23 protein-coding genes, 1 pseudogene and 1 riboswitch are annotated in these 22,857 nt (G+C 33.0%); of the genes and pseudogenes, 11 read left to right on the top strand and 13 right to left on the bottom strand.

From position 1 onward, the window contains the following. Nucleotides 1-190: 190 nt before the first annotated feature. The 5 genes and pseudogenes from KI230_RS01880 to xpt all read right to left on the bottom strand — a co-directional run bounded on the left by KI230_RS01880 (nucleotide 191) and on the right by xpt (nucleotide 6,720). Nucleotides 191-1,297 carry an Abi family protein gene (locus KI230_RS01880; RefSeq protein ID WP_000361527.1) on the bottom strand — a complete coding sequence of 369 codons (1,107 nt, stop codon included), beginning with the start codon at nucleotides 1,295-1,297 and terminating at the stop codon, nucleotides 191-193. 511 nt (nucleotides 1,298-1,808) lie between these two features. Then, nucleotides 1,809-3,350 (bottom strand): glutamine-hydrolyzing GMP synthase, encoded by a 1,542-nt coding sequence (gene guaA / locus KI230_RS01875; RefSeq protein WP_000424963.1) that lies wholly within the window; start codon nucleotides 3,348-3,350, stop codon nucleotides 1,809-1,811. Nucleotides 3,351-3,374: 24 nt separating this feature from the next. Next, nucleotides 3,375-4,841, bottom strand: a complete 1,467-nt coding sequence (guaB, locus tag KI230_RS01870) for an IMP dehydrogenase (RefSeq protein ID WP_000264071.1) — start codon at nucleotides 4,839-4,841, stop codon at nucleotides 3,375-3,377. A gap of 37 nt (nucleotides 4,842-4,878) precedes the next feature. Further along, nucleotides 4,879-6,142, bottom strand: a pseudogene (gene pbuX / locus KI230_RS01865) (xanthine permease PbuX). After that, nucleotides 6,142-6,720 carry a xanthine phosphoribosyltransferase gene (gene xpt / locus KI230_RS01860; RefSeq protein WP_000421410.1) on the bottom strand — a complete coding sequence of 193 codons (579 nt, stop codon included), beginning with the start codon at nucleotides 6,718-6,720 and terminating at the stop codon, nucleotides 6,142-6,144. Before xpt ends, pbuX begins: the two are co-directional and overlap by 1 nt. Before the next feature lie 230 nt (nucleotides 6,721-6,950). Beyond that, nucleotides 6,951-7,053, bottom strand: a riboswitch (purine riboswitch). A 179-nt stretch (nucleotides 7,054-7,232) separates the two neighbouring features. Between xpt and KI230_RS01855 the strand changes: the two genes are divergently transcribed. The 3 genes from KI230_RS01855 to KI230_RS01845 all read left to right on the top strand — a co-directional run bounded on the left by KI230_RS01855 (nucleotide 7,233) and on the right by KI230_RS01845 (nucleotide 9,507). Next, the gene (locus tag KI230_RS01855; protein WP_000763767.1) at nucleotides 7,233-7,640 is read left to right on the top strand and encodes a general stress protein; all 408 of its coding nucleotides are present in this window, start codon (nucleotides 7,233-7,235) and stop codon (nucleotides 7,638-7,640) included. Between the two features lie 142 nt (nucleotides 7,641-7,782). Beyond that, on the top strand, nucleotides 7,783-8,445 hold the full coding sequence (locus KI230_RS01850) for a hypothetical protein (RefSeq protein ID WP_000394698.1): 663 nt from the start codon (nucleotides 7,783-7,785) through the stop codon (nucleotides 8,443-8,445). A gap of 117 nt (nucleotides 8,446-8,562) precedes the next feature. Next, on the top strand, nucleotides 8,563-9,507 hold the full coding sequence (locus tag KI230_RS01845) for a prolipoprotein diacylglyceryl transferase (RefSeq protein WP_045177561.1): 945 nt from the start codon (nucleotides 8,563-8,565) through the stop codon (nucleotides 9,505-9,507). A 1,009-nt stretch (nucleotides 9,508-10,516) separates the two neighbouring features. Here KI230_RS01845 and KI230_RS01840 read toward each other — a convergent pair. Next, nucleotides 10,517-10,615 carry a hypothetical protein gene (locus tag KI230_RS01840; RefSeq protein WP_001792089.1) on the bottom strand — a complete coding sequence of 33 codons (99 nt, stop codon included), beginning with the start codon at nucleotides 10,613-10,615 and terminating at the stop codon, nucleotides 10,517-10,519. 84 nt (nucleotides 10,616-10,699) lie between these two features. Between KI230_RS01840 and KI230_RS01835 the strand changes: the two genes are divergently transcribed. Next, nucleotides 10,700-12,088 carry an L-cystine transporter gene (locus KI230_RS01835; RefSeq protein WP_000991018.1) on the top strand — a complete coding sequence of 463 codons (1,389 nt, stop codon included), beginning with the start codon at nucleotides 10,700-10,702 and terminating at the stop codon, nucleotides 12,086-12,088. A gap of 79 nt (nucleotides 12,089-12,167) precedes the next feature. Here KI230_RS01835 and nfsA read toward each other — a convergent pair whose 3' ends face one another. Then, a complete protein-coding gene (gene nfsA, locus KI230_RS01830; protein ID WP_045177559.1) occupies nucleotides 12,168-12,923 on the bottom strand; it encodes an oxygen-insensitive NADPH nitroreductase in 756 nt (251 codons plus the stop codon). A gap of 491 nt (nucleotides 12,924-13,414) precedes the next feature. Between nfsA and ahpC the strand changes: the two genes are divergently transcribed. The 4 genes from ahpC (at nucleotide 13,415) to KI230_RS01810 (ending at nucleotide 17,956) form a co-directional block, all read left to right on the top strand. After that, complete coding sequence (gene ahpC, locus KI230_RS01825; RefSeq protein ID WP_000052781.1) at nucleotides 13,415-13,984, top strand: alkyl hydroperoxide reductase subunit C; 570 nt, start codon at nucleotides 13,415-13,417, stop codon at nucleotides 13,982-13,984. 15 nt (nucleotides 13,985-13,999) lie between these two features. Then, nucleotides 14,000-15,523 carry an alkyl hydroperoxide reductase subunit F gene (gene ahpF, locus KI230_RS01820; RefSeq protein ID WP_045177558.1) on the top strand — a complete coding sequence of 508 codons (1,524 nt, stop codon included), beginning with the start codon at nucleotides 14,000-14,002 and terminating at the stop codon, nucleotides 15,521-15,523. A gap of 114 nt (nucleotides 15,524-15,637) precedes the next feature. Next, nucleotides 15,638-17,257 carry a hypothetical protein gene (locus KI230_RS01815; RefSeq protein ID WP_000887780.1) on the top strand — a complete coding sequence of 540 codons (1,620 nt, stop codon included), beginning with the start codon at nucleotides 15,638-15,640 and terminating at the stop codon, nucleotides 17,255-17,257. A 72-nt stretch (nucleotides 17,258-17,329) separates the two neighbouring features. Beyond that, nucleotides 17,330-17,956 carry an NDxxF motif lipoprotein gene (locus tag KI230_RS01810; RefSeq protein ID WP_000746687.1) on the top strand — a complete coding sequence of 209 codons (627 nt, stop codon included), beginning with the start codon at nucleotides 17,330-17,332 and terminating at the stop codon, nucleotides 17,954-17,956. A 68-nt stretch (nucleotides 17,957-18,024) separates the two neighbouring features. On the opposite strand, the gene KI230_RS13825 is transcribed toward KI230_RS01810, so the two are convergent. Then, nucleotides 18,025-18,150 carry a hypothetical protein gene (locus KI230_RS13825; protein ID WP_257240746.1) on the bottom strand — a complete coding sequence of 42 codons (126 nt, stop codon included), beginning with the start codon at nucleotides 18,148-18,150 and terminating at the stop codon, nucleotides 18,025-18,027. A 61-nt stretch (nucleotides 18,151-18,211) separates the two neighbouring features. Between KI230_RS13825 and KI230_RS01805 the strand changes: the two genes are divergently transcribed. After that, on the top strand, nucleotides 18,212-18,595 hold the full coding sequence (locus KI230_RS01805) for a YdeH family membrane protein (protein WP_000868252.1): 384 nt from the start codon (nucleotides 18,212-18,214) through the stop codon (nucleotides 18,593-18,595). Between the two features lie 65 nt (nucleotides 18,596-18,660). Here KI230_RS01805 and KI230_RS01800 read toward each other — a convergent pair whose 3' ends face one another. After that, a complete protein-coding gene (locus tag KI230_RS01800; RefSeq protein WP_000158376.1) occupies nucleotides 18,661-19,242 on the bottom strand; it encodes a histidine phosphatase family protein in 582 nt (193 codons plus the stop codon). 177 nt (nucleotides 19,243-19,419) lie between these two features. Between KI230_RS01800 and KI230_RS01795 the strand changes: the two genes are divergently transcribed. Then, entirely contained in the window at nucleotides 19,420-19,629 is a 210-nt protein-coding gene (locus KI230_RS01795) for a hypothetical protein (protein WP_138277882.1), read from the top strand. Nucleotides 19,630-19,671: 42 nt separating this feature from the next. On the opposite strand, the gene KI230_RS01790 is transcribed toward KI230_RS01795, so the two are convergent. After that, nucleotides 19,672-19,923 (bottom strand): GlsB/YeaQ/YmgE family stress response membrane protein, encoded by a 252-nt coding sequence (locus KI230_RS01790; RefSeq protein WP_000466743.1) that lies wholly within the window; start codon nucleotides 19,921-19,923, stop codon nucleotides 19,672-19,674. Between the two features lie 299 nt (nucleotides 19,924-20,222). Here KI230_RS01790 and KI230_RS01785 point away from each other — a divergent pair, with 299 nt between their 5' ends. Next, nucleotides 20,223-20,486, top strand: coding sequence for a helix-turn-helix domain-containing protein (locus tag KI230_RS01785; RefSeq protein WP_001055897.1), 264 nt, complete (start codon nucleotides 20,223-20,225; stop codon nucleotides 20,484-20,486). 137 nt (nucleotides 20,487-20,623) lie between these two features. Here the strand turns inward: KI230_RS01785 and KI230_RS01780 are convergent, their stop codons facing one another. The 3 genes from KI230_RS01780 to selX all read right to left on the bottom strand — a co-directional run bounded on the left by KI230_RS01780 (nucleotide 20,624) and on the right by selX (nucleotide 22,725). Continuing rightward, on the bottom strand, nucleotides 20,624-21,196 hold the full coding sequence (locus KI230_RS01780) for a PepSY domain-containing protein (RefSeq protein ID WP_000769720.1): 573 nt from the start codon (nucleotides 21,194-21,196) through the stop codon (nucleotides 20,624-20,626). A 180-nt stretch (nucleotides 21,197-21,376) separates the two neighbouring features. Then, a complete protein-coding gene (locus KI230_RS01775) occupies nucleotides 21,377-21,745 on the bottom strand; it encodes a YxeA family protein (protein ID WP_000849175.1) in 369 nt (122 codons plus the stop codon). 368 nt (nucleotides 21,746-22,113) lie between these two features. After that, nucleotides 22,114-22,725: a staphylococcal enterotoxin-like toxin X gene (gene selX, locus KI230_RS01770; RefSeq protein WP_045177550.1), complete on the bottom strand. Its 612-nt coding sequence runs from the start codon at nucleotides 22,723-22,725 to the stop codon at nucleotides 22,114-22,116. Between the last annotated feature and the right edge of the window lie 132 nt (nucleotides 22,726-22,857).

Genomic DNA, 22,857 nt, shown 5'->3' with positions numbered 1-22,857 from the left:
AGGTACATTTACTCATTATTTGTGGCGGATAAAAGATAAATGCTTTTTATTACTCCTATAAAATAAACCGACCATATTATAATTCAACATTTTTATAAATATAGTGTTATTTGAAAATCTTTCTAACTACAACACAGGGCATTATTCAGCGTAAAAAGACAATCACTTAGTTATTAGTGTGCGCTATTTTTTATTTAGTTATTTTAAAGTAAGAAAGGTTATTTTCAATAACTCCTAACCTAGAAAGTTTAATAAAGTTATGTTCTGAACATTTATTCTCTATCTTAGTTAGAGTCTCATTCCATTCAATAATATTATTTTCTGGCATACTCATAAATATTTTCTTCATAGCTAATAAAAATGTAACTAACCTTTGCTGATATTTATACTTTTCTATATTTACATACATTTCCTCATCACTATGATGTTTTGCACAGGTGTTTGTAAAATTAATTCCATAAATTATATCTGTGTGAGCTATTCTATTTCTCAAAAACCTGATACTATTCAACCATGCACACAATAACTTTTCTGGAAGTTTTATGCTTATACCAGTATTTTTTTCTATTAAATTTTCAATTCGCTTACTTACTTTATTTCTATAAGTTGGTAATGTAGTTCTATAAAAAGTAGACAAATCTCCAAAACTAAAATTTTGGAATAAAACCCAAGCTGGTATAATATTGTATTTTTTAATATTATGTTTAACGTTATCGTTACTTTTCTTTTTTTCTATAGCTCTCCAAAAAACATTTTGTAACCTATTGAACTCTTTTAGCTTTTTGGCAGAATATTTATACTCATCATTAACTTTCTCAAAATATAAATCTTTATCTAAATAGAACAGTGTCGAAGGCTTGTTATTATACTCAATTTCTAACATATATACTTCTAAAATAATATTTCTTATATGAGTTTCCAACATATTTACTAAACTAAATAATTGTTTCAATAAATATCTATCAAATTTATAAAGTATATATACTTCATCAAAATTTTTCGGCTCATCTTTACCAAATTCATTATACATAAAATGCTTCAAATTATAATAGCCAACACTATGTAAAAGCTCCACACATTTTTCTTTTGACTTAATTTCAGGAAAATATAAATTTTTAGTTTCTAATTTATATAACATTTGTTCTATTGTAAAGGGAGTGGGTATTTCACTTTTAGGAGCATCGTTTAGTGTCTCAAAAGTTACTTTTAAATTATCATACTCTTTAACGTCGATTACTTTTTCTTTATACATTATGCTTTCTAATTCTTTTAAGTTAATTTCAAGTGATTTATCCATAACTATAAATTCTCCTATTACAAAAAAAAGGCCAACTGTGTTTCGCATTGCTAAGAGGCGTTAGTTGACTTCTAATAAATTAATATTAATCTAAGGGGTGTCAATTGTCAATTGTAATTCAATCATTCTTGTCTTCTCAAACCTCACTAAATCATCAATAAATATAGGTTCTAACATAATCAGATTTACCTTATCGCCAAATATTCTATGATAACGACCACTTTCTTTTATGTAGTACAAAAGATATTTATTTAAAACTCTTGTCTCTTAGTAACAAATAAATTTGCTCTCACTCCTCTAACGGATATCATCTACAATCATTGTATGTCTAGGATTGTCGTTAAATACTTCTTCTACATTTTTGTCTAACTTCTCATCATCTCCGTCTCAAAATATAAGAAAGAGATGACTCCCATCATTTCATCACATGATGTTGCCCATGCCAAGCACACCAAAAAGGCTGGAAACCGCGTAATAACGGTCACTCCAGCCTATCATTTGCTAAATATAATTATTCCCACTCAATTGTGCTTGGTGGTTTTGATGTAATGTCATAGACTACGCGGTTAACGTGGTCTACTTCGTTTACGATACGACTTGAAATCTTTTGTAGGACTTCCCAATCGATGCGTGCGAAGTCACTTGTCATACCGTCGATAGATGTTACTGCACGGATACCTACTGTGTGATCATACGTACGGTAGTCTCCCATAACACCTACTGATTGAATATTTGGTAACACTGTGAAGTATTGCCAAATTTCTCTTTCAAGGCCTTCTTCTCTAATCACTTGGCGTAAAATCGCGTCTGATTCTCTAACGATTTCTAGTTTATCTTCAGTAATTTCTCCAAGTACACGAATACCAAGACCAGGTCCTGGGAATGGTTGTCTCCATACTAAATGTTCTGGAATACCTAATTCAATACCTAATTTACGTACCTCATCTTTAAACAATGTATTGATTGGTTCGATTAATTCGAATTCCATGTCTTCTGGTAATCCACCAACATTGTGATGTGATTTGATTGTTTGTGCTGTCTTGGTACCTGATTCGATAACGTCTGTATAAAGTGTTCCTTGCGCAAGGAAGTCTACACCTTTCAGTTTTGATGCTTCATCATCAAATACATATACAAATTCATTACCAATGATTTTACGTTTTTGTTCAGGATCTGAAACACCTTTTAATTTATTCATAAAACGATCTTTCGCATTAACACGAATAATATTCATGTTGAACCCTTCACCGAATTGTTCCATAACCATGTCGCCTTCACCTTTACGAAGTAAGCCATGGTCTACAAAGATACATGTTAGTTGATCACCTATTGCTTTATGCAATAATACAGCAACAACAGATGAATCTACGCCGCCACTCATCGCACATAATACACGACGGTCTCCTACTCGTTGACGAATCTTTTCAATTTCGATTTCGATAAAGTTTTCCATTGTCCATTGACCTTTACAATCACAAACACGACGGACAAAATTATTTAATAAATCATTACCATATTCTGTATGACGTACTTCTGGATGGAATTGCACACCATAAATGCGACGTTTCTTATCTTCGATTGCTGCATAGTCTGTGCTTGGGCTATCAGCGATAACTTCAAAGCCTTCTGGAATTTCAATAACTTTATCAGAATGACTCATCCAAACAGTTTGTTCTGCTGGTAAGCCAGCGAATAACTCATCTGACTTCGCATTAATGATTGCTTTACCGTATTCACGTTCATTGGCACGTTCAACTTTACCACCTAATAATTTAGTAGTTAATTGCATGCCGTAACAAATACCAAGTACTGGAATTCCTAAATTATATATTTCCGGATCAATTGTAAATGAACCTTCTTCATAAACTGAATTTGGACCACCTGATAAGATAATACCTTTTGGATTCATTTTCTTAATTTCTTCAATTGAAATTTCATGATCGTGTAATTCACTATAAACGCCCATTTCACGAATTCGGCGTGTAATTAATTGGTTGTATTGGCTACCAAAGTCTAAGACAAGGATTAACTCTTGTTCTTTTGCCATTTCCATATTTGTCGTTCTCCTTTATCTTAATTAGAATGAGTAGTTCGGTGATTCTTTCGTAATTTGAATATTATGTGGGTGACTTTCTGCTAAACCAGCAGGGCCCATACGTGTGAATTGTGCTTCTTCGCGTAATTCTCTTAAATCGTGTGAACCAGTATAACCCATACCAGCACGCACACCGCCCATTAATTGGTAAATTGTATCTTGTAACGCACCTTTATATGCCGTACGTCCTTCGATACCTTCAGGAACAAATTTCTTAGGCGCTTTGTCCTCTTGGAAATAACGGTCGTTTGAACCTTTTTCCATCGCACCTAAAGAGCCCATACCACGGTATACTTTATATTGTCTACCTTGGAAAATTTCTGTTGCGCCTGGACTTTCTTCAGTACCTGCTAATAAGCTACCTAACATAACCGCATGTCCACCAGCAGCTAATGCTTTAATGATATCTCCTGAGAATTTAATACCACCATCAGCAATGATAGCTTTACCATGTTTGCGTGCTTCAGTTGCACAATCATAAATTGCTGTAATTTGTGGTACACCAACACCTGCTACAACACGCGTCGTACAAATTGAACCTGGGCCAATACCAACTTTAACAATGTCTGCACCCGCTTCAAACAAATCTTTTGTTGCTTCTGCAGTTGCTACGTTACCAGCTACTAATGTGATTTCTGGGTAAGTCTTCTTAATATGTTTCACTTGATCGATAACGCCTTTAGAGTGACCATGTGCTGTATCGATAACTAAGACATCCACACCTGCTTCGACTAATTTTTGAGCACGAATATCAGTGTCTTTTGAAATACCGATTGCTGCGGCTACAAGTAGACGACCATGTTCATCTTTTGCTGCATTAGGGAATTCGATTACTTTTTCAATATCTTTAATAGTAATAAGACCTTCTAGACGTCCGTCTTTAACTAATGGTAACTTTTCAATCTTATGTTTTTGGAGAATTTTTTCTGCTTCTTCAAGTGTTGTATTCACTGGAGCTGTAATTAAATTTTCTTGCGTCATTACATCTACAATTTTAATTGAGAAGTCTTCAATAAAACGTAAGTCGCGGTTTGTTAAAATACCTACTAAGTTGCGATCTTCTTTATTATCAACAATTGGTACACCTGAAATACGGTATTTACCCATTAATGCTTCTGCTTCATAAACGCTTTCTTCTGGCGTTAAGAAAAATGGGTTTGAAATGACACCATTTTCTGAGCGTTTTACTTTTTGAACTTCGTCCGCTTGTTCTTCAACGCCCATATTTTTATGAATAACACCTAAACCACCTTGACGAGCCATAGCAATCGCCATTTTAGATTCAGTTACTGTATCCATACCAGCAGAAATAACTGGAATATTCAATTTAACTTTGTCTGATAATTGTACGCTTAAATCAACGTCTTTCGGTAAAATATCAGATTGTGCTGGAATTAATAACACATCATCAAACGTTAATGATTCTTTTGCAAATTTACTTTCCCACATTAAAAACAGCCTCCATTTTTCAAATTAATTAGTTATATTATTTCACATTTTCTTCCGTTTGTTTATACTTTATTCCATTAAAAAAGAAATTAAGAATAATTGCAGAGATTGCGCCTAAAACAATTCCGTTTTGAGTCAACCATGCAAATTGTTCACCTAAACCTTTAAATGCTTGTGGTACAGCGCTTATACCAGTACCTAATCCTACTGATACAGCGATAATTAATAAATTGTTTTGATTTTTAAAATCGATATGTCCTAATATACTAACACCATATGCCATTACCATGCCAAACATAGCTATCATCGCACCACCTAACACAGGTAGCGGTATGATATTTGCTAATGCACCAAGCTTAGGTATACAACCACATATAAGTAATAACACGACCATGCCGTATATAACATTATTTTTCTTAGCGCCGGATAAAGAAACAAGTCCTACATTTTGCGAATAGGCTGTATACGGAAATGAATTGAATATAGAACCTAACACTATCGCTAGACCTTCCGCAGTATAACCTTTACGAAAATCTTTTCTTTCTAACTTCTTACCGGTAATTTCACTTAACGCATGATAGACACCTGTCGACTCAATTAAACTAACGATAGCTACAATAAAGAACACTAACGTCGATGTCACATCAAAGCTAAATCCAGAGAATCTAAACGGCACTGGGATGCCTAACCAACCGGCATACTTGATTAATATCGACCATCCCAAGTAAGCCAGCACCTATCGTTCCTAAAACGAGTCCAATTAATATGGCAATACTCTTAATAAATCCAGTTGTGAATCTTTGTAAAACAAGAATAATGATTAATGTCATTAAACCTAACAAAATGTTCTTAACATCTCCATAGTCCTTTGCACCTTGACCTCCAGCTAAGTAATTCATTGCTACTGGCATTAAATTGATACCAATGATAGTAACAACACTACCCGTTACTACTGGTGGGAAGAATTTTACAAGATGTGAAAAGAAAGGCGCAATGATAATAACTAATATCCCTGATAAAAATAGCGAACCATAAAGTACATCTATTCCTTTCGTTTGACCAATTAAAATCATGGGCGCAACAGCCGTGAATGTACATCCAAGAACGATTGGTAATCCTGTTCCTGTTACTTTATTGGCTTGTAAAAATGTGGCAACCCCACACATAAATATATCTACTGTAACTAAGTAAGCGATTTGTTCAGGTGTAAACTTCAAACTTGTACCAACAATGATTGGAACTAAGATGGCACCTGCGTACATAGCTAAAAGATGTTGAACACTTAGGATTAAATTTTTCATTATTCTTCTCCCACCAATGTCACTTTGTTTCCTTCTAGTGAAGCAACCTTGCAGAGAGAAGAAACTGTTAAACCTGCTTCTTCTAAACGTTGATGCCCATTTTGGAAACTCTTTTCAACAACAATACCAATACCAGCTGTCTTAGCATTCGCTTGCTGTGCGATATCGTATAATCCTAATGAAGCATCACCATTTGCTAAAAAGTCATCGATGATGAGTACAGTATCTTCTTCTGATAAAAATTCTTTTGAAACAATGACCGTACTTGTTTTATTTTTAGTAAATGAATGAATAGATGTTTCATAATAACCATCCGTCAAAGTGCTAGGTTTTGCTTTTTTCGCAAATAAACATGGCACATCAAAATGCAGTGCAGCCATGATTGCAGGTGCGATACCGGAAGCTTCAATGGTTAAGATTTTAGTAATCCCTTTATCTTTAAATTGCTCGTAAAAAGTGCGACCAACTTCATTCATTAACTTTGCATCAATTTGATGATTTAAAAATCCATCGACTTTTAAAATCTTCTCATCAATGACAACGCCGTCTTCCTTTACTTTTTGTCCTAGTAACTCCACTCTTAAAACCTCCTCAGATTTGTGTGAAACATTTTGCTCTTAAATTGGTGCTAGATACAAAAAAATCCCCAAACTAAATAATAGTTTCAGGGTTTATGAGTGAACGAACATGCATAACGAATTTGTCATGCAATCAATGTAAAAGAAGTTTCATCAAATAAACTGTGACCATCATATAAAATGATATAAATCACCCACCATGGTTACAATTTAATGGCTGAAGCTACTCCTAGTATTGTGTTGTTACTCATAGTCATGTCGTTCAAGGCAACATGGTAGAAACTTCTAAAGCCATATTCTTTAGATTATATGAGTTTATGTAAATTATTTAACGATAATAGCAAATTTTCGGCATTTTTTCAATAACTGCTTAGGTAATCTTTTAATAGTTTTATAAATGTACAGAGACGTTTAATGCGAATGAAGACTTATAACTTAATAATGTAAGGGTTTTACTTTATAATAAGAAGGGTAAAAGATTAAATAAACAAATTTTTAAAGGGGCGACAACTATGGCAGATATTACTGTAGTAAATGACACTGGCGAATTATACAACGTAATCAATCAAAAGAAATCTGAAGGTTATTTAGAATCAGAGCTAACAATTATTAGTAAAAGTAAATTACACCTAAATGACTTACACGACTCTGAAATCTCCCTTATCTCAACAAGTGGAACATTTAGTGATAGAATGACTAAACTGTTAACAGGAGAAGATGGTGAACATGCAGTTTTATCACGCTACAACTTAGCGCCTGATGAATTAGAAAAATATAAACAACTTATTTTAGACGATAAAATGTTAGTTGTAGCGGTTCGTGACAAATCATCACATAAAGAAGTTCAAGAACATAACTCAGCATATGAAGAAATTGATATTACTCATTTTGCTGAAGCATCTAAAGGTCCCAAAGCTTAGTTATCACACTAAATTCAAAATGAGATTACTGTACTGTCTAATTTAAGATAGTGCAGTTTTTTATACCATTTAAAAGTTTATGAACAGTCTTTTACAGCAGGCGATTATGCTATAATATTAATTAAATTGGGGAGGTGTTCTTATGGAATTTAAAACCATTCAATCTGTCAAAGATCCACATTACAACGAAGCACTTAAACTTTACGATACTAAGTTAAATTTATCTTTAACTGAAGATAAACGTATCATCAAACGCTCATTAGAAAACAACAAAACTGAAAACGATTATGTCTTTATCGTAGGCTTAGAAAACGATGTTGTTGTCAGTCTAGCAACTGCACATTATGAAGCCACAACCAATTCAGCATTTTTAATTTATTTATTCGCAAAAGACCTACCCAACCATGATGAGTTAATGACGCAAACATTACATCAAATTGAACATGAACTAAACTTATTATCAAACCTTGTTCATTCTAGAAGTATTAACTTTTTAATGATGGAAGTCCCTAAAGAACCTGCAGATTTAACACAAGATAATGGACTCATTATTGAACACCGTAGACAGTTTTTATACGAACATCAATTTGAAAGACAAACTGAAATTGATTACATTCATCCAACTAATGATGGTCACACTAAAAAAGTCGACCTATTTTTAAAGAAAAATATTAAACTGACAAAGGATATCTACGGTACAAGTGTTAAATCAAATTATATTTTGAAGTATGTATTTGCCAATGGTATCGCACGTGAAATTATTTATGCTTTATTAGAAGAAATGGATTTACGTAAACCATTTTAAACAAACTTGAAATCACTAACAATAACGTTTAAACTATGTATGAAGCAAGACTGACGTTTCACTGCCCGTAGACAAACGTCAGTATACATAAAGTATATGCAGAAAGGACTTTAAAGTATGTTAACTAAAGAATTTGCACAACGCGTAGAACTAAGTGAGAAGCAAGTCCGTAAAATTGTTCAACATTTAGAAGAACGTGGTTACCAACTAAGCAAGACTGAATATCGTGGTCGTGAAGCAACTGATTTCAAAGAAGAAGATATCGAGCTTTTCAAAGACATTGCCGACAAAGTAAAACAAACAAATAGTTATGATCTAGCGTTTGATGAATTAGAAAAAGAAAAAGACTTCCTGCAAGTCATTGTCAAAAACGATGACAAAAACTTACCTACTAATCAAAATGTCGCTCAACTAGTAGAAGATTTACGCCTAGAAATCCAGAAAATGCGCGAAGAACGTCACCTACTTGGTCAAATGATGAATCAAGTACATCAGCAACAACAAGAATTAAAAGAACTTCAAAATCAACTTACATCTAAAATCGATTCAAATAGCGAATCCTTAAAAGCCATCCAAACATCACAAGAGGCTATCCAAGAAGCACAAGCATCTCAAGCTAAAGTATTGGCTGAATCAACAAATAAAGTTGAAAATAATGCTGTTATTGAAGATAAAGCTGACAGTAAAGATTCGAAAGAGTCAACAGCAAATGCTGCAACGGATACTAATGCTGAAAATGCAGGCGATGGCACTGCTACTAAAGTAGATAAAGAGGATCAAATTTCTGCAACTGAAGCAATTGAAAAAGCCAGCGTTGAGCAGTCTAAAAATGACAATGCAGCTGAGCCTTCAAATAAAGAAGCTACAGTAGATGCAGAAGCGCAACATGATGCTGAACAACAAGTAGCAGAAGCCCATGCAGAAGCTTCTAAACAAGCTACTTCTAACGATTCATTGGAAGCGAAAGCAGAAAATGACAGCACAGCTTCACAGTCTGAAATGGCAGAACCTAAACCTCAAGAAGAGAAAAAAGGTTTCTTCGCACGTTTATTCAACCTGTAGGGAGTGGGACAGAAATGATATTTTCGCAAAATTTATTTCGTCGTCCCACCCCAACTTGCATTGTCTGTAGAAATCGGGAATCCAATTTCTCTTTGTTGGGGCCCCGCCGGCAAGGTTGACTAGAATTGAAAAAAGCTTGTTACAAGCGCATTTTCGTTCAGTCAACTACTGCCAATATAACTTCGTAGAGCATAGAACATTGATTTATGTCCCAGCCTGTAAGACTCAGTAATATATATCTATGATTTAAAAACTGATTTTTTATAAAACTATAGAACTGTAATTTATTTTCAAATTTAATACTCAATTCATAAAACCTGAAACAAGCTGATATACTCCATTCAATATCTACTTTGAAGAGAGCATATCAAACTAATTTGTTTCAGGTTTTTTAATTATTCATTATGATTAATATTGAATTTTGAATAAATTTTTATAGTATGTTACTTTTAAATGGGATGGCTCCTGTGTATTCCTAAATAGATTCATCTTAATAAGCCCATTCAATTTATATGTTTGGCTGTGTTAGTAACTGACGAATCGCATAAGGGCACACTCATATTCACATTTTCTACAAACGCCTTTTTGCTCAAACAAAAATATTTGTTTACAGTAAGCTTTTGAACTACCACCTGCACACACGAACACTCAAAAGATGCTAATTTTGATTCGACAGATTTTTTTACAACGTGTTTGTTCGAAGCGTCTTTTCAAGGTTGATCATTTATTATCTTTTTATTCAATAAATATGAGGTTAGCAATTTTTATCAAACCGTCATAGCCACATCTCGATTCAGGAATACATTTGTTTTCTCATATCTTATCTCTCATGACAGTACACGATATATATCTTTTCCAAATGTTAATCACTTTTTTCCTGTTAAAATCATTTCTATTATTAACGCTGTAATGACAACTCATTTAATTTATTGCATTTAATGCCCTGCTTCATTTTCAAATATCGACTTTAATCGACTAGCTCATAACACTATTAACGCTATTAACGATATTAACCCTTTTCACCTTTCTCTACTAAATTCAAAACGATTTGTTTACAAATTCCCTTATGCCAACGGTCGAATTTCATCATGTTTACATTTAATTGCAAATGCCCTCTTGAAATATTTTAAAATTAATATTATTCTTAGCATACTAGTCGGAATTATATTCAAAAATTTGAGGAGTGACGTTCATGAATGCTTTTCTTACACTGATTAATATTATTGTATTGGTGATTTTCATCGTAATATTGCACATGATGGCTCGCAAACATATATCTTTTGCGAAACGTGTGTTTACAGCTTTAGGTATCGGCATTGTATTTGGCGTGTTATTACATCTTGTCTATGGAACACATTCGAATGTTATTACATCAACAAGTGACTGGTTCAACATTGTCGGACAAGGTTACGTTGCATTGTTGCAAATGATTGTGATGCCTTTAATTTTCATTTCTATTGTCGCTGCATTCACTAAAATTCAAATCGGAGAAAAGTTTGCTAAAATTGGTAGTCTCATTTTTATCTTTTTAATTGGCACTGTCACCATTGCTGCAATTGTTGGTGTTGTTTATGCCTTGGTGTTTGGTTTAGATGCATCAACAATTAATCTTGGTAACGCTGAACAAGCACGTGGAAGCGAAATTGCTAAACAAGCGAAAGATTTAACAGCACATACGTTACCACAACAAATTTTGGAATTATTGCCTAAAAATCCATTCTTAGATTTCACTGGACAACGTGCAACTTCCACGATTGCTGTCGTGATATTTGCTTCGTTTATAGGATTTGCTTATTTACGCGTAGCACGCAAACAACCTGATCATGGTGAATTGCTTAAGCGTGCGATTGACGCTATCTATTCACTAGTAATGGCGATTGTGACGTTCGTCTTACGTTTAACGCCATACGGTGTATTAGCAATTATGGCCAACACATTATCGACAAGTGACTTTGGCGCCATTTGGACTTTAGGAAAATTCTTAATCGCATCGTACGCTGCATTAATTACGATGTATATCATTCACTTAATTATTTTAAGCCTGTTAGGTATTAGCCCAATTCGCTATGTTAAAAAGACTTTGGAAGTATTAATCTTTGCATTCACATCACGCTCAAGCGCGGGTGCCTTACCATTGAATGTACAAACACAAACAAGACGTCTAGGCGTGCCAGAAGGTATTGCCAATTTCGCTGCGACATTTGGATTGTCGATTGGACAAAATGGTTGTGCAGGCATTTACCCTGCCATGCTTGCAATTATGGTCGCACCCGTCGCTAATGTAGAAATTGATTTACAATTTATTGTAACGTTAATCGCTGTCGTGATTATTAGTTCATTCGGCGTTGCTGGCGTCGGTGGCGGGGCTACATTTGCATCCATATTGGTGTTGTCAACGTTAAACTTGCCAGTCGCTTTAGCCGGCGTGCTCATCTCCGTTGAACCATTGATTGACATGGGTAGAACAGCATTAAACGTGAACGATTCAATGCTAGCTGGTACAGGTACCGCCAAGTTAACAAAACATTGGGACAAAGATACTTTCGAATCAAATGATAATGCTGCATTAACTTCACACTAATTCATTGCAAGAAATACCCGCCCCCTCTAGCTATACTTATCATTTTAAGCTAGAGGGGGCGGGTTATTTTGGTATCTTGCTATCGCTGTATTAAGCCTGATTTTTGCAATTGTTCTAACATATCTAATCTTGCTTTGTTTCCTAGGAACATCTCAATTTGCTGCGACCATGTTTCTTTGCGATTCCCGTTTGTACGTTGATCATAGTACTCGCTGATTGTCTGGTCGTAATCTGCCATTTGTGCATACTGTGTTTCCTTATCAGCATGATACTTATTATGATGGAAGACATGGTCAAATGGTAAGCGTGGCTTGGCTGCACCATTTTCATCATCTGCGGGTTCCCCTACTGCCATACCAAATACCGGGAAGACATAGTCAGGTAAGTCTAAAATTTCTCGAACTCGTTCAACACCATTTCTTAATGATCCTAAAAAGACAATGCCATACCCCATATCTTCAGCAGTTACCGCAATATTTTCAGCAACTAATGCTGCATCGATTGCACCTACTAGCAAACCTTCCGTTGAACCATATGCATTTTCCATATCAGTTTCAGCATGTTGATCAACTAAATGATGACGATAATAATCAATAACAAAGACGAATAAATAGCCATTTTCTACAACATAAGGTTGTCCAGAAACTTCTCGTAAATTTTCTTTAATCTTCTCATCGTCGATACCAATAATTGAGTATGCTTGCAGGAAACTTGACGTCGAAGCGCTTTGTCCAGCTTCTACCAATTTCTTAACAACGTCTTCACTTAAAGGCTTATTCTTAAATTTTCTCACAGAATGATGCTTTTTCACAAGATTATATACATGATCTGACACGTTACCCACTCCTCGATACTTTACAGTTAATTAAAAATCTTCATATTGCAATTGTACACGTCCAAACTTTTTTATAGCAATTATTTGCTTATAAGTTAATAATTGCACTTTTAAAAATATTGTCTAGTACTTGAAAAATCCAGTTTCTCACTCATCACCTTCATCCATCTCGAACAAATATTCTCACACCATTATCAATAAGGTTGACTTAGTTGAGAATACAAATCTTCTTTTTTTACATTTTTTACATTAAAATCAAGATATTAAATATAGACACAACCTTTTAAATCATCAACTACAAAATCCATTATCAAAGCACTTTATATTATCTTTCTTTATTTTAAAAGTAATCATTCACTTTACAAAGTTATCCAGTTGACTATTCTGGATCAAAATGTAATAATGCTAACTAAGAGATTAGAATTATTATAATTAAGCACAATCAATTGATAGTTCTAATTCATACTTAAATTCTTAGGAGGAAGATATTTATGTCATTAATTAACAAAGAAATCTTACCATTTACAGCGCAAGCTTTCGATCCAAAAAAAGATCAATTTAAAGAAGTTACACAAGAAGATTTAAAAGGTTCTTGGAGCGTAGTATGCTTCTATCCTGCTGACTTCTCATTCGTTTGTCCAACTGAATTAGAAGACTTACAAAACCAATATGAAGAATTACAAAAATTAGGCGTAAATGTATTCTCAGTATCAACTGATACTCACTTCGTACACAAAGCATGGCATGACCATTCAGATGCAATTAGCAAAATCACTTACACTATGATTGGTGACCCATCACAAACAATCACTCGTAATTTTGATGTATTAGATGAAGCTACTGGTTTAGCTCAACGTGGTACATTCATTATCGACCCAGACGGTGTTGTACAAGCATCTGAAATTAACGCTGACGGAATTGGCCGTGACGCTAGTACATTAGCTCACAAAATCAAAGCAGCTCAATATGTTCGTAAAAACCCTGGCGAAGTATGCCCAGCTAAATGGGAAGAAGGCGCTAAAACATTGCAACCTGGTTTAGATTTAGTAGGTAAAATCTAAGGAGGCATTACAACCATGCTTAATGCTGATTTAAAACAACAACTTAAACAATTATTAGAACTAATGGAGGGCAACGTTGAATTCGTTGCCAGCCTTGGTTCAGATGAAAAATCTAAGGAACTCAAAGAATTATTAACAGAAATTTCTGATATGTCACCTAGACTTTCACTTTCTGAAAAGTCTTTAAAACGTACACCAAGTTTCTCAGTCAACCGTCCTGGCGAAGAAACAGGTGTAACATTTGCAGGAATTCCATTAGGTCACGAGTTTAACTCACTTGTTTTAGCAATTTTACAGGTTAGTGGTCGTGCACCTAAAGAAAAACAGTCAATTATTGACCAAATTAAAAACTTAGAAGGTTCATTCCATTTTGAAACATTCATTAGTTTAACGTGTCAAAAATGTCCTGATGTCGTTCAAGCACTTAACTTAATGAGTGTGATCAACCCTAACATCACGCATTCTATGATTGATGGTGCAGTGTTCCGTGAAGAATCTGAAAACATCATGGCAGTCCCTGCTGTCTTTTTAAACGGTGAAGAATTTGGCAATGGTCGTATGACAATCCAAGATATTCTTTCGAAACTAGGCAGTACGGCAGATGCATCTGAGTTTGAAAATAAAGAACCTTATGATGTCTTAATCGTTGGTGGTGGTCCTGCTAGTGGTAGTGCAGCGATTTACACAGCACGTAAAGGTTTACGTACTGGTATAGTTGCTGATCGTATCGGTGGCCAAGTTAATGATACTGCTGGTATTGAGAACTTCATTACTGTTAAAGAAACAACTGGTTCTGAATTTTCTTCTAACTTAGCAGCGCACATTGATCAATATGACATTGATGCAATGACAGGTATACGTGCTACAGATATCGAAAAGACTGACGAAGCAATTAAAGTTACGTTAGAAAACGGTGCTGTCTTAGAAAGCAAAACAGTCATTATTGCTACTGGTGCAGGTTGGCGTAAGCTAAACATTCCAGGTGAAGAGCAATTGATTAATAAAGGTGTTGCATTCTGCCCTCACTGTGACGGACCTCTATTCGAAAATAAAGACGTAGCAGTTATCGGTGGCGGTAACTCTGGGGTTGAAGCAGCAATTGACCTTGCTGGTATCGTTAATCATGTTACATTATTCGAATTCGCTAGCGAATTAAAAGCAGACAACGTGTTACAAGATCGTTTACGTTCTTTATCAAATGTTGATATCAAAACAAATGCCAAAACTACTGAAGTTGTCGGAGAAGACCATGTTACAGGTATACGTTACGAAGACATGAGCACCGGCGAAGAACATCTACTTAACTTAGATGGTATCTTTGTTCAAATTGGTTTACTTCCAAACACATCATGGTTAAAAGATGCTGTTGAATTAAACGAACGTGGTGAAATTGTTATTGATCGTAACAATAATACTAACGTACCTGGAATATTTGCTGCTGGCGATGTCACAAATCAGAAGAACAAACAAATTATCATTTCAATGGGCGCTGGTGCAAATGCAGCATTAAATGCCTTTGACTATATTATCAGAAACTAAAGTTTTCACAGTTTCACTGACAGTATCTTACATTTGTTAAGATGCTGTTATTTTTTTATCCCGACATAAAATCATGTTATGATAAACTTAATATATACAACGAGGTGTGCAAAAATGCTTGATGTTCATTTTATATACCCAAGAAAATTACAAAACGCATGCGAATATTTTAATTTACCGACCCAAAAAGAAGGATTTGAAGTCACGATGCATGCTTTACGCCCTGAAAATATACATAAAATTTATCATGATATGGATAAGACAGAACAAAAATTTATAGAAACACTTATATCTAATGGTAACCCTGTCACAATCGTAAATAGCCGTGATGTTAATATGTTAAAGCTAACAAATCACCTAGGTTTTGTTTATCAACTTAACGAAGATGAGTTCTTTGTAAATAATTTCTTTTTAAGATATATCAATTCAGAGGTACTAGATAATGCATACGGTGAATTCGAATCGTTAGATACAATAAACCATATGAATTTAAATGAAGAAGTGTTACGTGTAAGACAACATACGCGCTTAAACGATGTCACATTAGAACATGCTTTACTGTTAAAAACTAATGACGAGCTAAAAACAATATGCAGGCAGTATGGTATCAAAGGATTCTCAAATAAAAACAAACAAAATCTTGTTGAATTAATTATGACAGCATTTTTCAATAATAATCACATCATTGAACAAGTGTTTTCTAATGCTACTCTATTTGAGTTTGATATTCTTTCTAGCATACTTGAAAGTGATGATAACTACCGATTAAACAATGAACTAACTAAATTTGAAAAGCTGCAATTAATAAATTTTGATAACTTTTTAACTATTCATTTTTATTATTATTACGACTTTGAATATGATTGTCTTATTTTGCCAAATGATGTGCGTAAACATATTGAAAATTTCGTGAATCAAGTCGGCAATGGTGATTTTGAGAAAGCTGTAAATCAATTTGTTAATGAGCAAACAATTGAGAATAGTTTAGCAGAGTTTAAAAACGCGTTAGAATTATCATTTATGGAAGACGAAGTTGACTTAGATATGCTACTTGAAGATGATGACTTTGAAGATTTTGGTACAACCGATAGCTTAAGAAGTGATGCAATCACTCAATTGATTTCTGAGATTAAGAAAGGATTAATAGATAAAAAAGATATTTTACCTCTTCGTATTATACTTGGTTCTGTAAACTTGTATGGTATTTTATCAACTAATCATCTACTATATCTTTTACAAAGATTTTATGACGCTACTTTTAGTAAAGAAGAGTTACAATATAGCTTAGATACTTTAGCTGGTACTGAGCTATATTATGTTGACGATGACTTCGTGTTTCATCCTGTGTTATTTGATGTTGTCGAGTCTGAGGCGTCTGGCATTGATATTTCTGATGATGGATATTATGTACCAGCTTCGGTTGAAGAATTAATCTATTATGATAGACATCACTATTTGAAATCTGATCAAGCAATTAAAGAGTTTACCAGTTATCTACGCAAACAAATCAATATGAAAAATGATATTGAGAAAGAAAAGTATGTGAACGAAATTATTATGCTTTTACGTACGATACCTACGTCTAAATTAGTACAACCAATTATGCAGTTATTTATAGATAAAGCTATCCTTAACAACGTCCAAAATGATGCATTATTGATAGAAAAAGCAACTCATGCACGTAATCATTTACGTCTATGGTCATTGCAAGGTCATCGTGACATTCCAAACTAATTCAATGTTACTCTATTAAACATGAATACATATTTTTTCAATTAAAGATAAACTAAGGAGTTATATTACATTATGAAAAAGAGATTACTACTAAGTACATTTTTAGCATCGACATTAATTCTTACAGGTTGCGCGTCCGATCAATCTGATAACGAAGATCATCATACAAGTACTGGCATCCATGCACCTAAAAGCGCTAAAAAATTAGAAACAAAAGATATCTTTAACTCAGATAAGAAAAATAGTGATATTAGTGATGCAGAGATGAAGCAAGCTATAGAAAAGTATTTGTCTGTAAATAGCGATATACTTGATAACAAATATATTATGCAACATAAACTAGATAAACAAATTGACAGTCAAACAAAAGTGACTGAAAAACAAGCAGAAACACTTAGCCACTTATCTAACTTAGCTGTTAAAAACGATTTGCATTTCAAGAAATTTGTCACTGAAAACAATATTCCTAAAGAATATAAGAAACCCGTTGAATTAATGATGAATTACTTCAAAGCTTTAAATAGTACAATCGCCAATGTTGATGAAGATATTGAAAAGCTTAGCTATCAACCGCAAAATAAAATCAATGTTGTCGACGTGCCAACAAAATATGCCGGTGATGTTAATAAAAAGCAACAAGATAAAATTAAAGATTTCTTAAAATCTAAAGGTATCAAGAGTGATGTTATCGATAAATAACTGAAAGCCATCATTGCGACATGTAACACATCATTACATGTGCTTTAATTCATGACAATTCTTTATCTTTAAAAGTGACTAATCAATTTAGCTAAAGTCATCATTTGGGCATCAAGCAGCATATTACTGTTTGATGCTTCTTTAATTGCCTTAAATTCTCTATCTATGCCAAAATCACCCATTAGTTGACACATTTGACTATATCCCTAACATATTCCATACTTATATTGACTCTATAAACAAAGGATGATCATGATGAAAGTTCGAATTACTTTTATTATTTTAGCAATTTTATCGACGATTGTTTGCTTGTTCTTAGCAGCCATGCATCCAACAGGACCAAACACAGTAACTTTTGAACAGCCATATTTATTCACCCTCAACATCATTATAATGGTATTAGTCGCATTACCTTCACTTGTTTTAGCTATATATGATTATATGAGTTTTAGAATTTCTTCTGCTATTTTACAATTTCTAGGGGCTGTCTCTTGGTTCTTTTTATCATTGATATTATCGCTCACACAATTTACACCTTTTACATTAGCGTCATTTATAACTTCAATTATTTTGTTCGCAAGCACAATTATCACATTAGCTATTGGTGGTAAGTCTGTTGATAAGAATGATTCCCATTAAATTCCAAATACAAAAAAGGTTCTGAAGGCCGCTATAAAACACAGCTTTTCAGAACCTCAATACTTCTATTCAATGATATATGGTTTGCAATTTTCAACTTTTAAATCCACAGCTTCTTCCCGTGAAACGTTATTAAAATAAACCATTAAACAACGAATGACAACTTGATGTGCAACAATGACAATATCATCTTTTTGTGTATCTTCATTGACAACATGATTCATAAAATGTTCGACGCGTTGATATACATCTTCATAACTTTCTCCTTCAGGCGCTTTTTGTGAAAAACTATGACGAAAGTCTTTAAAGTTTGGATCATTGAAATATTTTTCATATTTCGGATTCGCACTGATTTCATCTTTATATTCACCCTCAAATACGCCAAGTGAACGTTCTCTTAATAGAGGGGTAGTCGTTGATGCAATGTCATATGGAAAAATATGTTCAAACGTTTGCTGTGTTCTTAATAAGTCTGAAACATATACATGTTTAATCTGTTTCTCTTTAAAATAATCACATAAATCGTCCGCACTTTTTGTGCCAGTATCCGTTAACGGCACATCTAATTGTCCACAAAAATAAGATCTAAAATGTTTATTATCATAATTCGATTTTGATTCGCCATGTCTAACTAAATAAATCGTCATAATATTACTCCTTACCTTATGTATTTCATATCTACCATAACACTTTGACTACTAATTCGATATCAATCTCAATATTCTATTCTAAAAAAATAATTAATTCATATTTTAAATTAATGACTCTAAAAATAGTATTGTCTTTAATCAAGTGATGTGTTACTATATGGGTGTAGTTCTTAAATGAATACACAGTCTTTTATATTCATGAACATAATACTCCTGGATGACGCAACCCAACGTCATCCTTTTTTTATTTATCAAATACTTGCTTTTTTATTTCCAACCTCTCCTCATGTTAATTTATTACTTTTTAATCCTATCTTACCTACATTTTCAAATATTATAATACATATTGACCATTTTCACGCAAATAAAAAAGATGACAACTGAATGCCATCTTTATATTAATTCAATTTCCAATTGAATTTTTTATTATTTACGCATAGCTCTTAAAATTAACGTTACGATTGCAATTAAGATAATTGAACCAATTAATGCTGGTAAGATGTAAATTCTTCCTATTTCAGGACCCCATTGCCCTAATAACGTTCCACCTAACCATGATCCAATAATACCTGCGATAATATTACCTAAAATACCACCTGGGATATCTTTACCCATAATAGCACCAGCAGCCCATCCAATTAAGCCACCGACAATTAACATTCCAATAAATCCAAACATAATTTTCAGTCTCCTTTTTCTATTTATTTTGCGTTATTCTAAGTAGTACCCCTTATTTACAATTCTAAAACAAATTCAAATTATTTTTATCCAAATATTTTTAAAAGTAGTAATTGAATATCAATTTTATTCAATGTAGCTATCGTTATTTAAAGTCTCTGTACTGGCAATATCATATACATTTACATTATTTTTTCTGCCGAATTCATAGCTTGATTATTTTATGTTATAGGACTAGAATATACACATATTATTAGAGCATCTTTGAATTTTAAATCAAGAAGCGAGGTTAATGAACAATGAATATGCATATTTTATATAACTTACGAACTAAACATAATTTAGAAATTGACGAATTAGCACAGCAATTAAATGAGAAATATGGTACTAAATATGAAGCACATCAAATTTGGGAATGGGAGAATCATCACCATGAACCTAAATTTAAAGATGCCATGCATTTAGCTGACTTCTTTGATGCACCATATGAAATGTTTTTAGAAAGTAAGGTTAAAGAATATCAGAAACATTTAGAAGAAGTCGATATTCGCATGGATAAATAGATGCAAATAAACCCTCACAACACGTTTGGCATATATCCTTTCAAATCTATACTGGATATATTACATTACGTTGTGAGGGTATTTTAATAATTAATATGAATTAAGACATTTTACAAGCGTTAATGCAACGAATCTTTTTAGTGATCTTGCTCACTCTTTAATACTTTACCGTTCTTAGCATCAACAGTAACTTCTTGTTTTTTATTACCTTTTTTCAAATCGATATTGTAAACAAGTTTGCCATCATCTTTTTCAAGTGACCATTCTTTAATATCACCATCAAATTCTTTTTGTCCTTCTTTAATGGCTTTTTTGTAATCTATAGCATCGCTATATTTAAAGTTATCATTTTCATTCATTGTATCTTCTTTTTCAGTCTTTTTATTAATCACTTTTTTATTTTTATCAGCAACAAGTACTTCTGACTCTTCACCAGATTTTTGTTGCGTCACTTTATAAGCCCATTCACCATTAGAATTTTCAAATGAAATTCCTTTCAACTTTTGGCCTTTGTAAGTTTCTTCAGCTTTTTTCACAGCATCTTCTGGGCTTGTTTTAACATCTTTTAATGCAATAACATCTTTTGTTGTATTAGTGTCTTGATTAGTATTTGACTCTGTTGATTTTGTTTCATCTTTTGGAGTATCATTGCCACATGCAGTAAGCACCACCGCTGACATTGATAACACTGCTAATGATTTTAATTTCATAATATCACTCTCTCTTCCTATTTTTGAAACTCATAACAAAAGCTTATATGCTATATAGATTGTATTACCCCTTGTTTTTAATTTTATTCATAATTATTACAAATATTTTTAAATTAATCGTCATGCGTTACTTTCGTTCGTACTCCTTTTATAAATGAACCATGTAATATAAGCATGCTATTATCGACTCAGTTTGTCTAATGCTTTCTTTGGTACTTCTTCCTTTTCAACTTCTTCAAAAGTTTCTACATGACGACCTTTATGTGTAATTTTCAAGTATCTATGCGGTTTAACATCAAATGTAGCAGTATACATTAATTGCGTCTCTTTCCCTTCTTTATTAAAAGCACTTTGAGTATAACTTCGGAGTTGATCATCCATTCTAGTAGACACCTCTGTCGTTTTAACATAAGAATCATCTTCCTTTACTAATGGGTTAAATTGATCTGTTATACCATGAGAGTCTATTGTTTTTAAAATGAATAAAGCAGCATAAGCGCCAATGATAGTAAGTACAAGATATGTTATTGTTTTTAAAATCGTTTTCAAAAGATCACCTCTGACAAAATATAAAATAGGATGTATCTGAAAACAACTTACATAATTGTAATTAAAGTGTAAGTATTAGGAGAAAATGATGGTATTTGAATCTGAAAGATACGAATCGTTTTTAAACTAAGTTATTTTATAGAGACTTTATTATGAAATTGAAAGAAGTTAATTTTAAGGTTGTCGAATGTAAAAACATATTGATTAACCATAAAAGAGAAATTATTTTTGTAGATTTCGGCATAAACGTCATTAAAGAATTTTCTATATGATGGTGCTAATCATAACAAAGAAAGCTAGGCACCTTTAGATACCTAACTTTCAAAGTATTAGCGATAAAACACTATATATACTAATTTAGCTTAATTTCAAACTTGTTCAATGTCATTAACACTTTTCACAAGTTTGAAAGTTACATTTTTTATATCGGCTGTATTAATTTTTACATTTTCCCTATCTTTTTGTAGCTCTTTATGCGACTCTAATGTATATTTACCACCATCTTTTGTATTTATGACGATGTTACCTTTAGGCAAATGTTCTCCCATATACAAGCCATAGGAAATATGAGCAAATCTTATGATATGATCCAATTCTTTTAAAGTGACAACTTCTTTATTAAGAGTAATATTCCTCTTAGGTGTATACAGTCTGCCAGCAACTGTGTATGTTCCTTCTAAATGTATACGAACTTGGTTTTCATTTAAAGGTCTCTCTGAATAAACCCAATTCCTAGATTTATTAGATTTTCCATTTATTGTATCCTTGCTGTATCTATCGTAAAGTTTTTTAACCAAAGCTTTTTCTGAATTATTTGGTACTTCTTCAACTTTTTGTAATTGTTTATCTTGTACACTTGAGGAATTTTGTGTTGACGCGTCTGCTTTTGGATATATTCCAAATGTTCCCCCATAGATGATACCTAGCGATAGAATAGATTTTAATACGATTGAATTTTTTGAGTCATATTTTTTGAACATATTTAATTACCTCCTTGATGTAAAGCTTTATTTGCTACAATTATAAAAATAATAGACGTGTTCATGAATTAAATTCATCTTAACTCTTGATTAACTTTAATTTTCTATCACTTTGTCTTTAATAACTATAAA

The sequence above is a fragment of the Staphylococcus sp. MZ3 genome, from assembly GCF_018622755.1.
GTDB classification, from domain to species: Bacteria; Bacillota; Bacilli; order Staphylococcales; family Staphylococcaceae; genus Staphylococcus; species Staphylococcus aureus.
This window is presented reverse-complemented; position numbering and strand designations above follow the sequence as displayed.

Coding starts and splice junctions, on each gene's coding strand:
- KI230_RS01880 (WP_000361527.1), bottom strand. CDS start 1,297: ATGGATAAATCACTTGAAATTAACTTAAAAGAATTAGAAAGCATAATG.
- guaA (WP_000424963.1), bottom strand. CDS start 3,350: ATGGAAATGGCAAAAGAACAAGAGTTAATCCTTGTCTTAGACTTTGGT.
- guaB (WP_000264071.1), bottom strand. CDS start 4,841: ATGTGGGAAAGTAAATTTGCAAAAGAATCATTAACGTTTGATGATGTG.
- KI230_RS01855 (WP_000763767.1), top strand. CDS start 7,233: ATGGCAGATATTACTGTAGTAAATGACACTGGCGAATTATACAACGTA.
- KI230_RS01850 (WP_000394698.1), top strand. CDS start 7,783: ATGGAATTTAAAACCATTCAATCTGTCAAAGATCCACATTACAACGAA.
- KI230_RS01845 (WP_045177561.1), top strand. CDS start 8,563: ATGTTAACTAAAGAATTTGCACAACGCGTAGAACTAAGTGAGAAGCAA.
- KI230_RS01835 (WP_000991018.1), top strand. CDS start 10,700: ATGAATGCTTTTCTTACACTGATTAATATTATTGTATTGGTGATTTTC.
- ahpC (WP_000052781.1), top strand. CDS start 13,415: ATGTCATTAATTAACAAAGAAATCTTACCATTTACAGCGCAAGCTTTC.
- ahpF (WP_045177558.1), top strand. CDS start 14,000: ATGCTTAATGCTGATTTAAAACAACAACTTAAACAATTATTAGAACTA.
- KI230_RS01815 (WP_000887780.1), top strand. CDS start 15,638: ATGCTTGATGTTCATTTTATATACCCAAGAAAATTACAAAACGCATGC.
- KI230_RS01810 (WP_000746687.1), top strand. CDS start 17,330: ATGAAAAAGAGATTACTACTAAGTACATTTTTAGCATCGACATTAATT.
- KI230_RS13825 (WP_257240746.1), bottom strand. CDS start 18,150: ATGTGTCAACTAATGGGTGATTTTGGCATAGATAGAGAATTTAAGGCA.
- KI230_RS01805 (WP_000868252.1), top strand. CDS start 18,212: ATGAAAGTTCGAATTACTTTTATTATTTTAGCAATTTTATCGACGATT.
- KI230_RS01800 (WP_000158376.1), bottom strand. CDS start 19,242: ATGACGATTTATTTAGTTAGACATGGCGAATCAAAATCGAATTATGAT.
- KI230_RS01795 (WP_138277882.1), top strand. CDS start 19,420: ATGAATACACAGTCTTTTATATTCATGAACATAATACTCCTGGATGAC.
- KI230_RS01790 (WP_000466743.1), bottom strand. CDS start 19,923: ATGTTTGGATTTATTGGAATGTTAATTGTCGGTGGCTTAATTGGATGG.
- KI230_RS01785 (WP_001055897.1), top strand. CDS start 20,223: ATGAATATGCATATTTTATATAACTTACGAACTAAACATAATTTAGAA.
- KI230_RS01780 (WP_000769720.1), bottom strand. CDS start 21,196: ATGAAATTAAAATCATTAGCAGTGTTATCAATGTCAGCGGTGGTGCTT.
- selX (WP_045177550.1), bottom strand. CDS start 22,725: ATGTTCAAAAAATATGACTCAAAAAATTCAATCGTATTAAAATCTATT.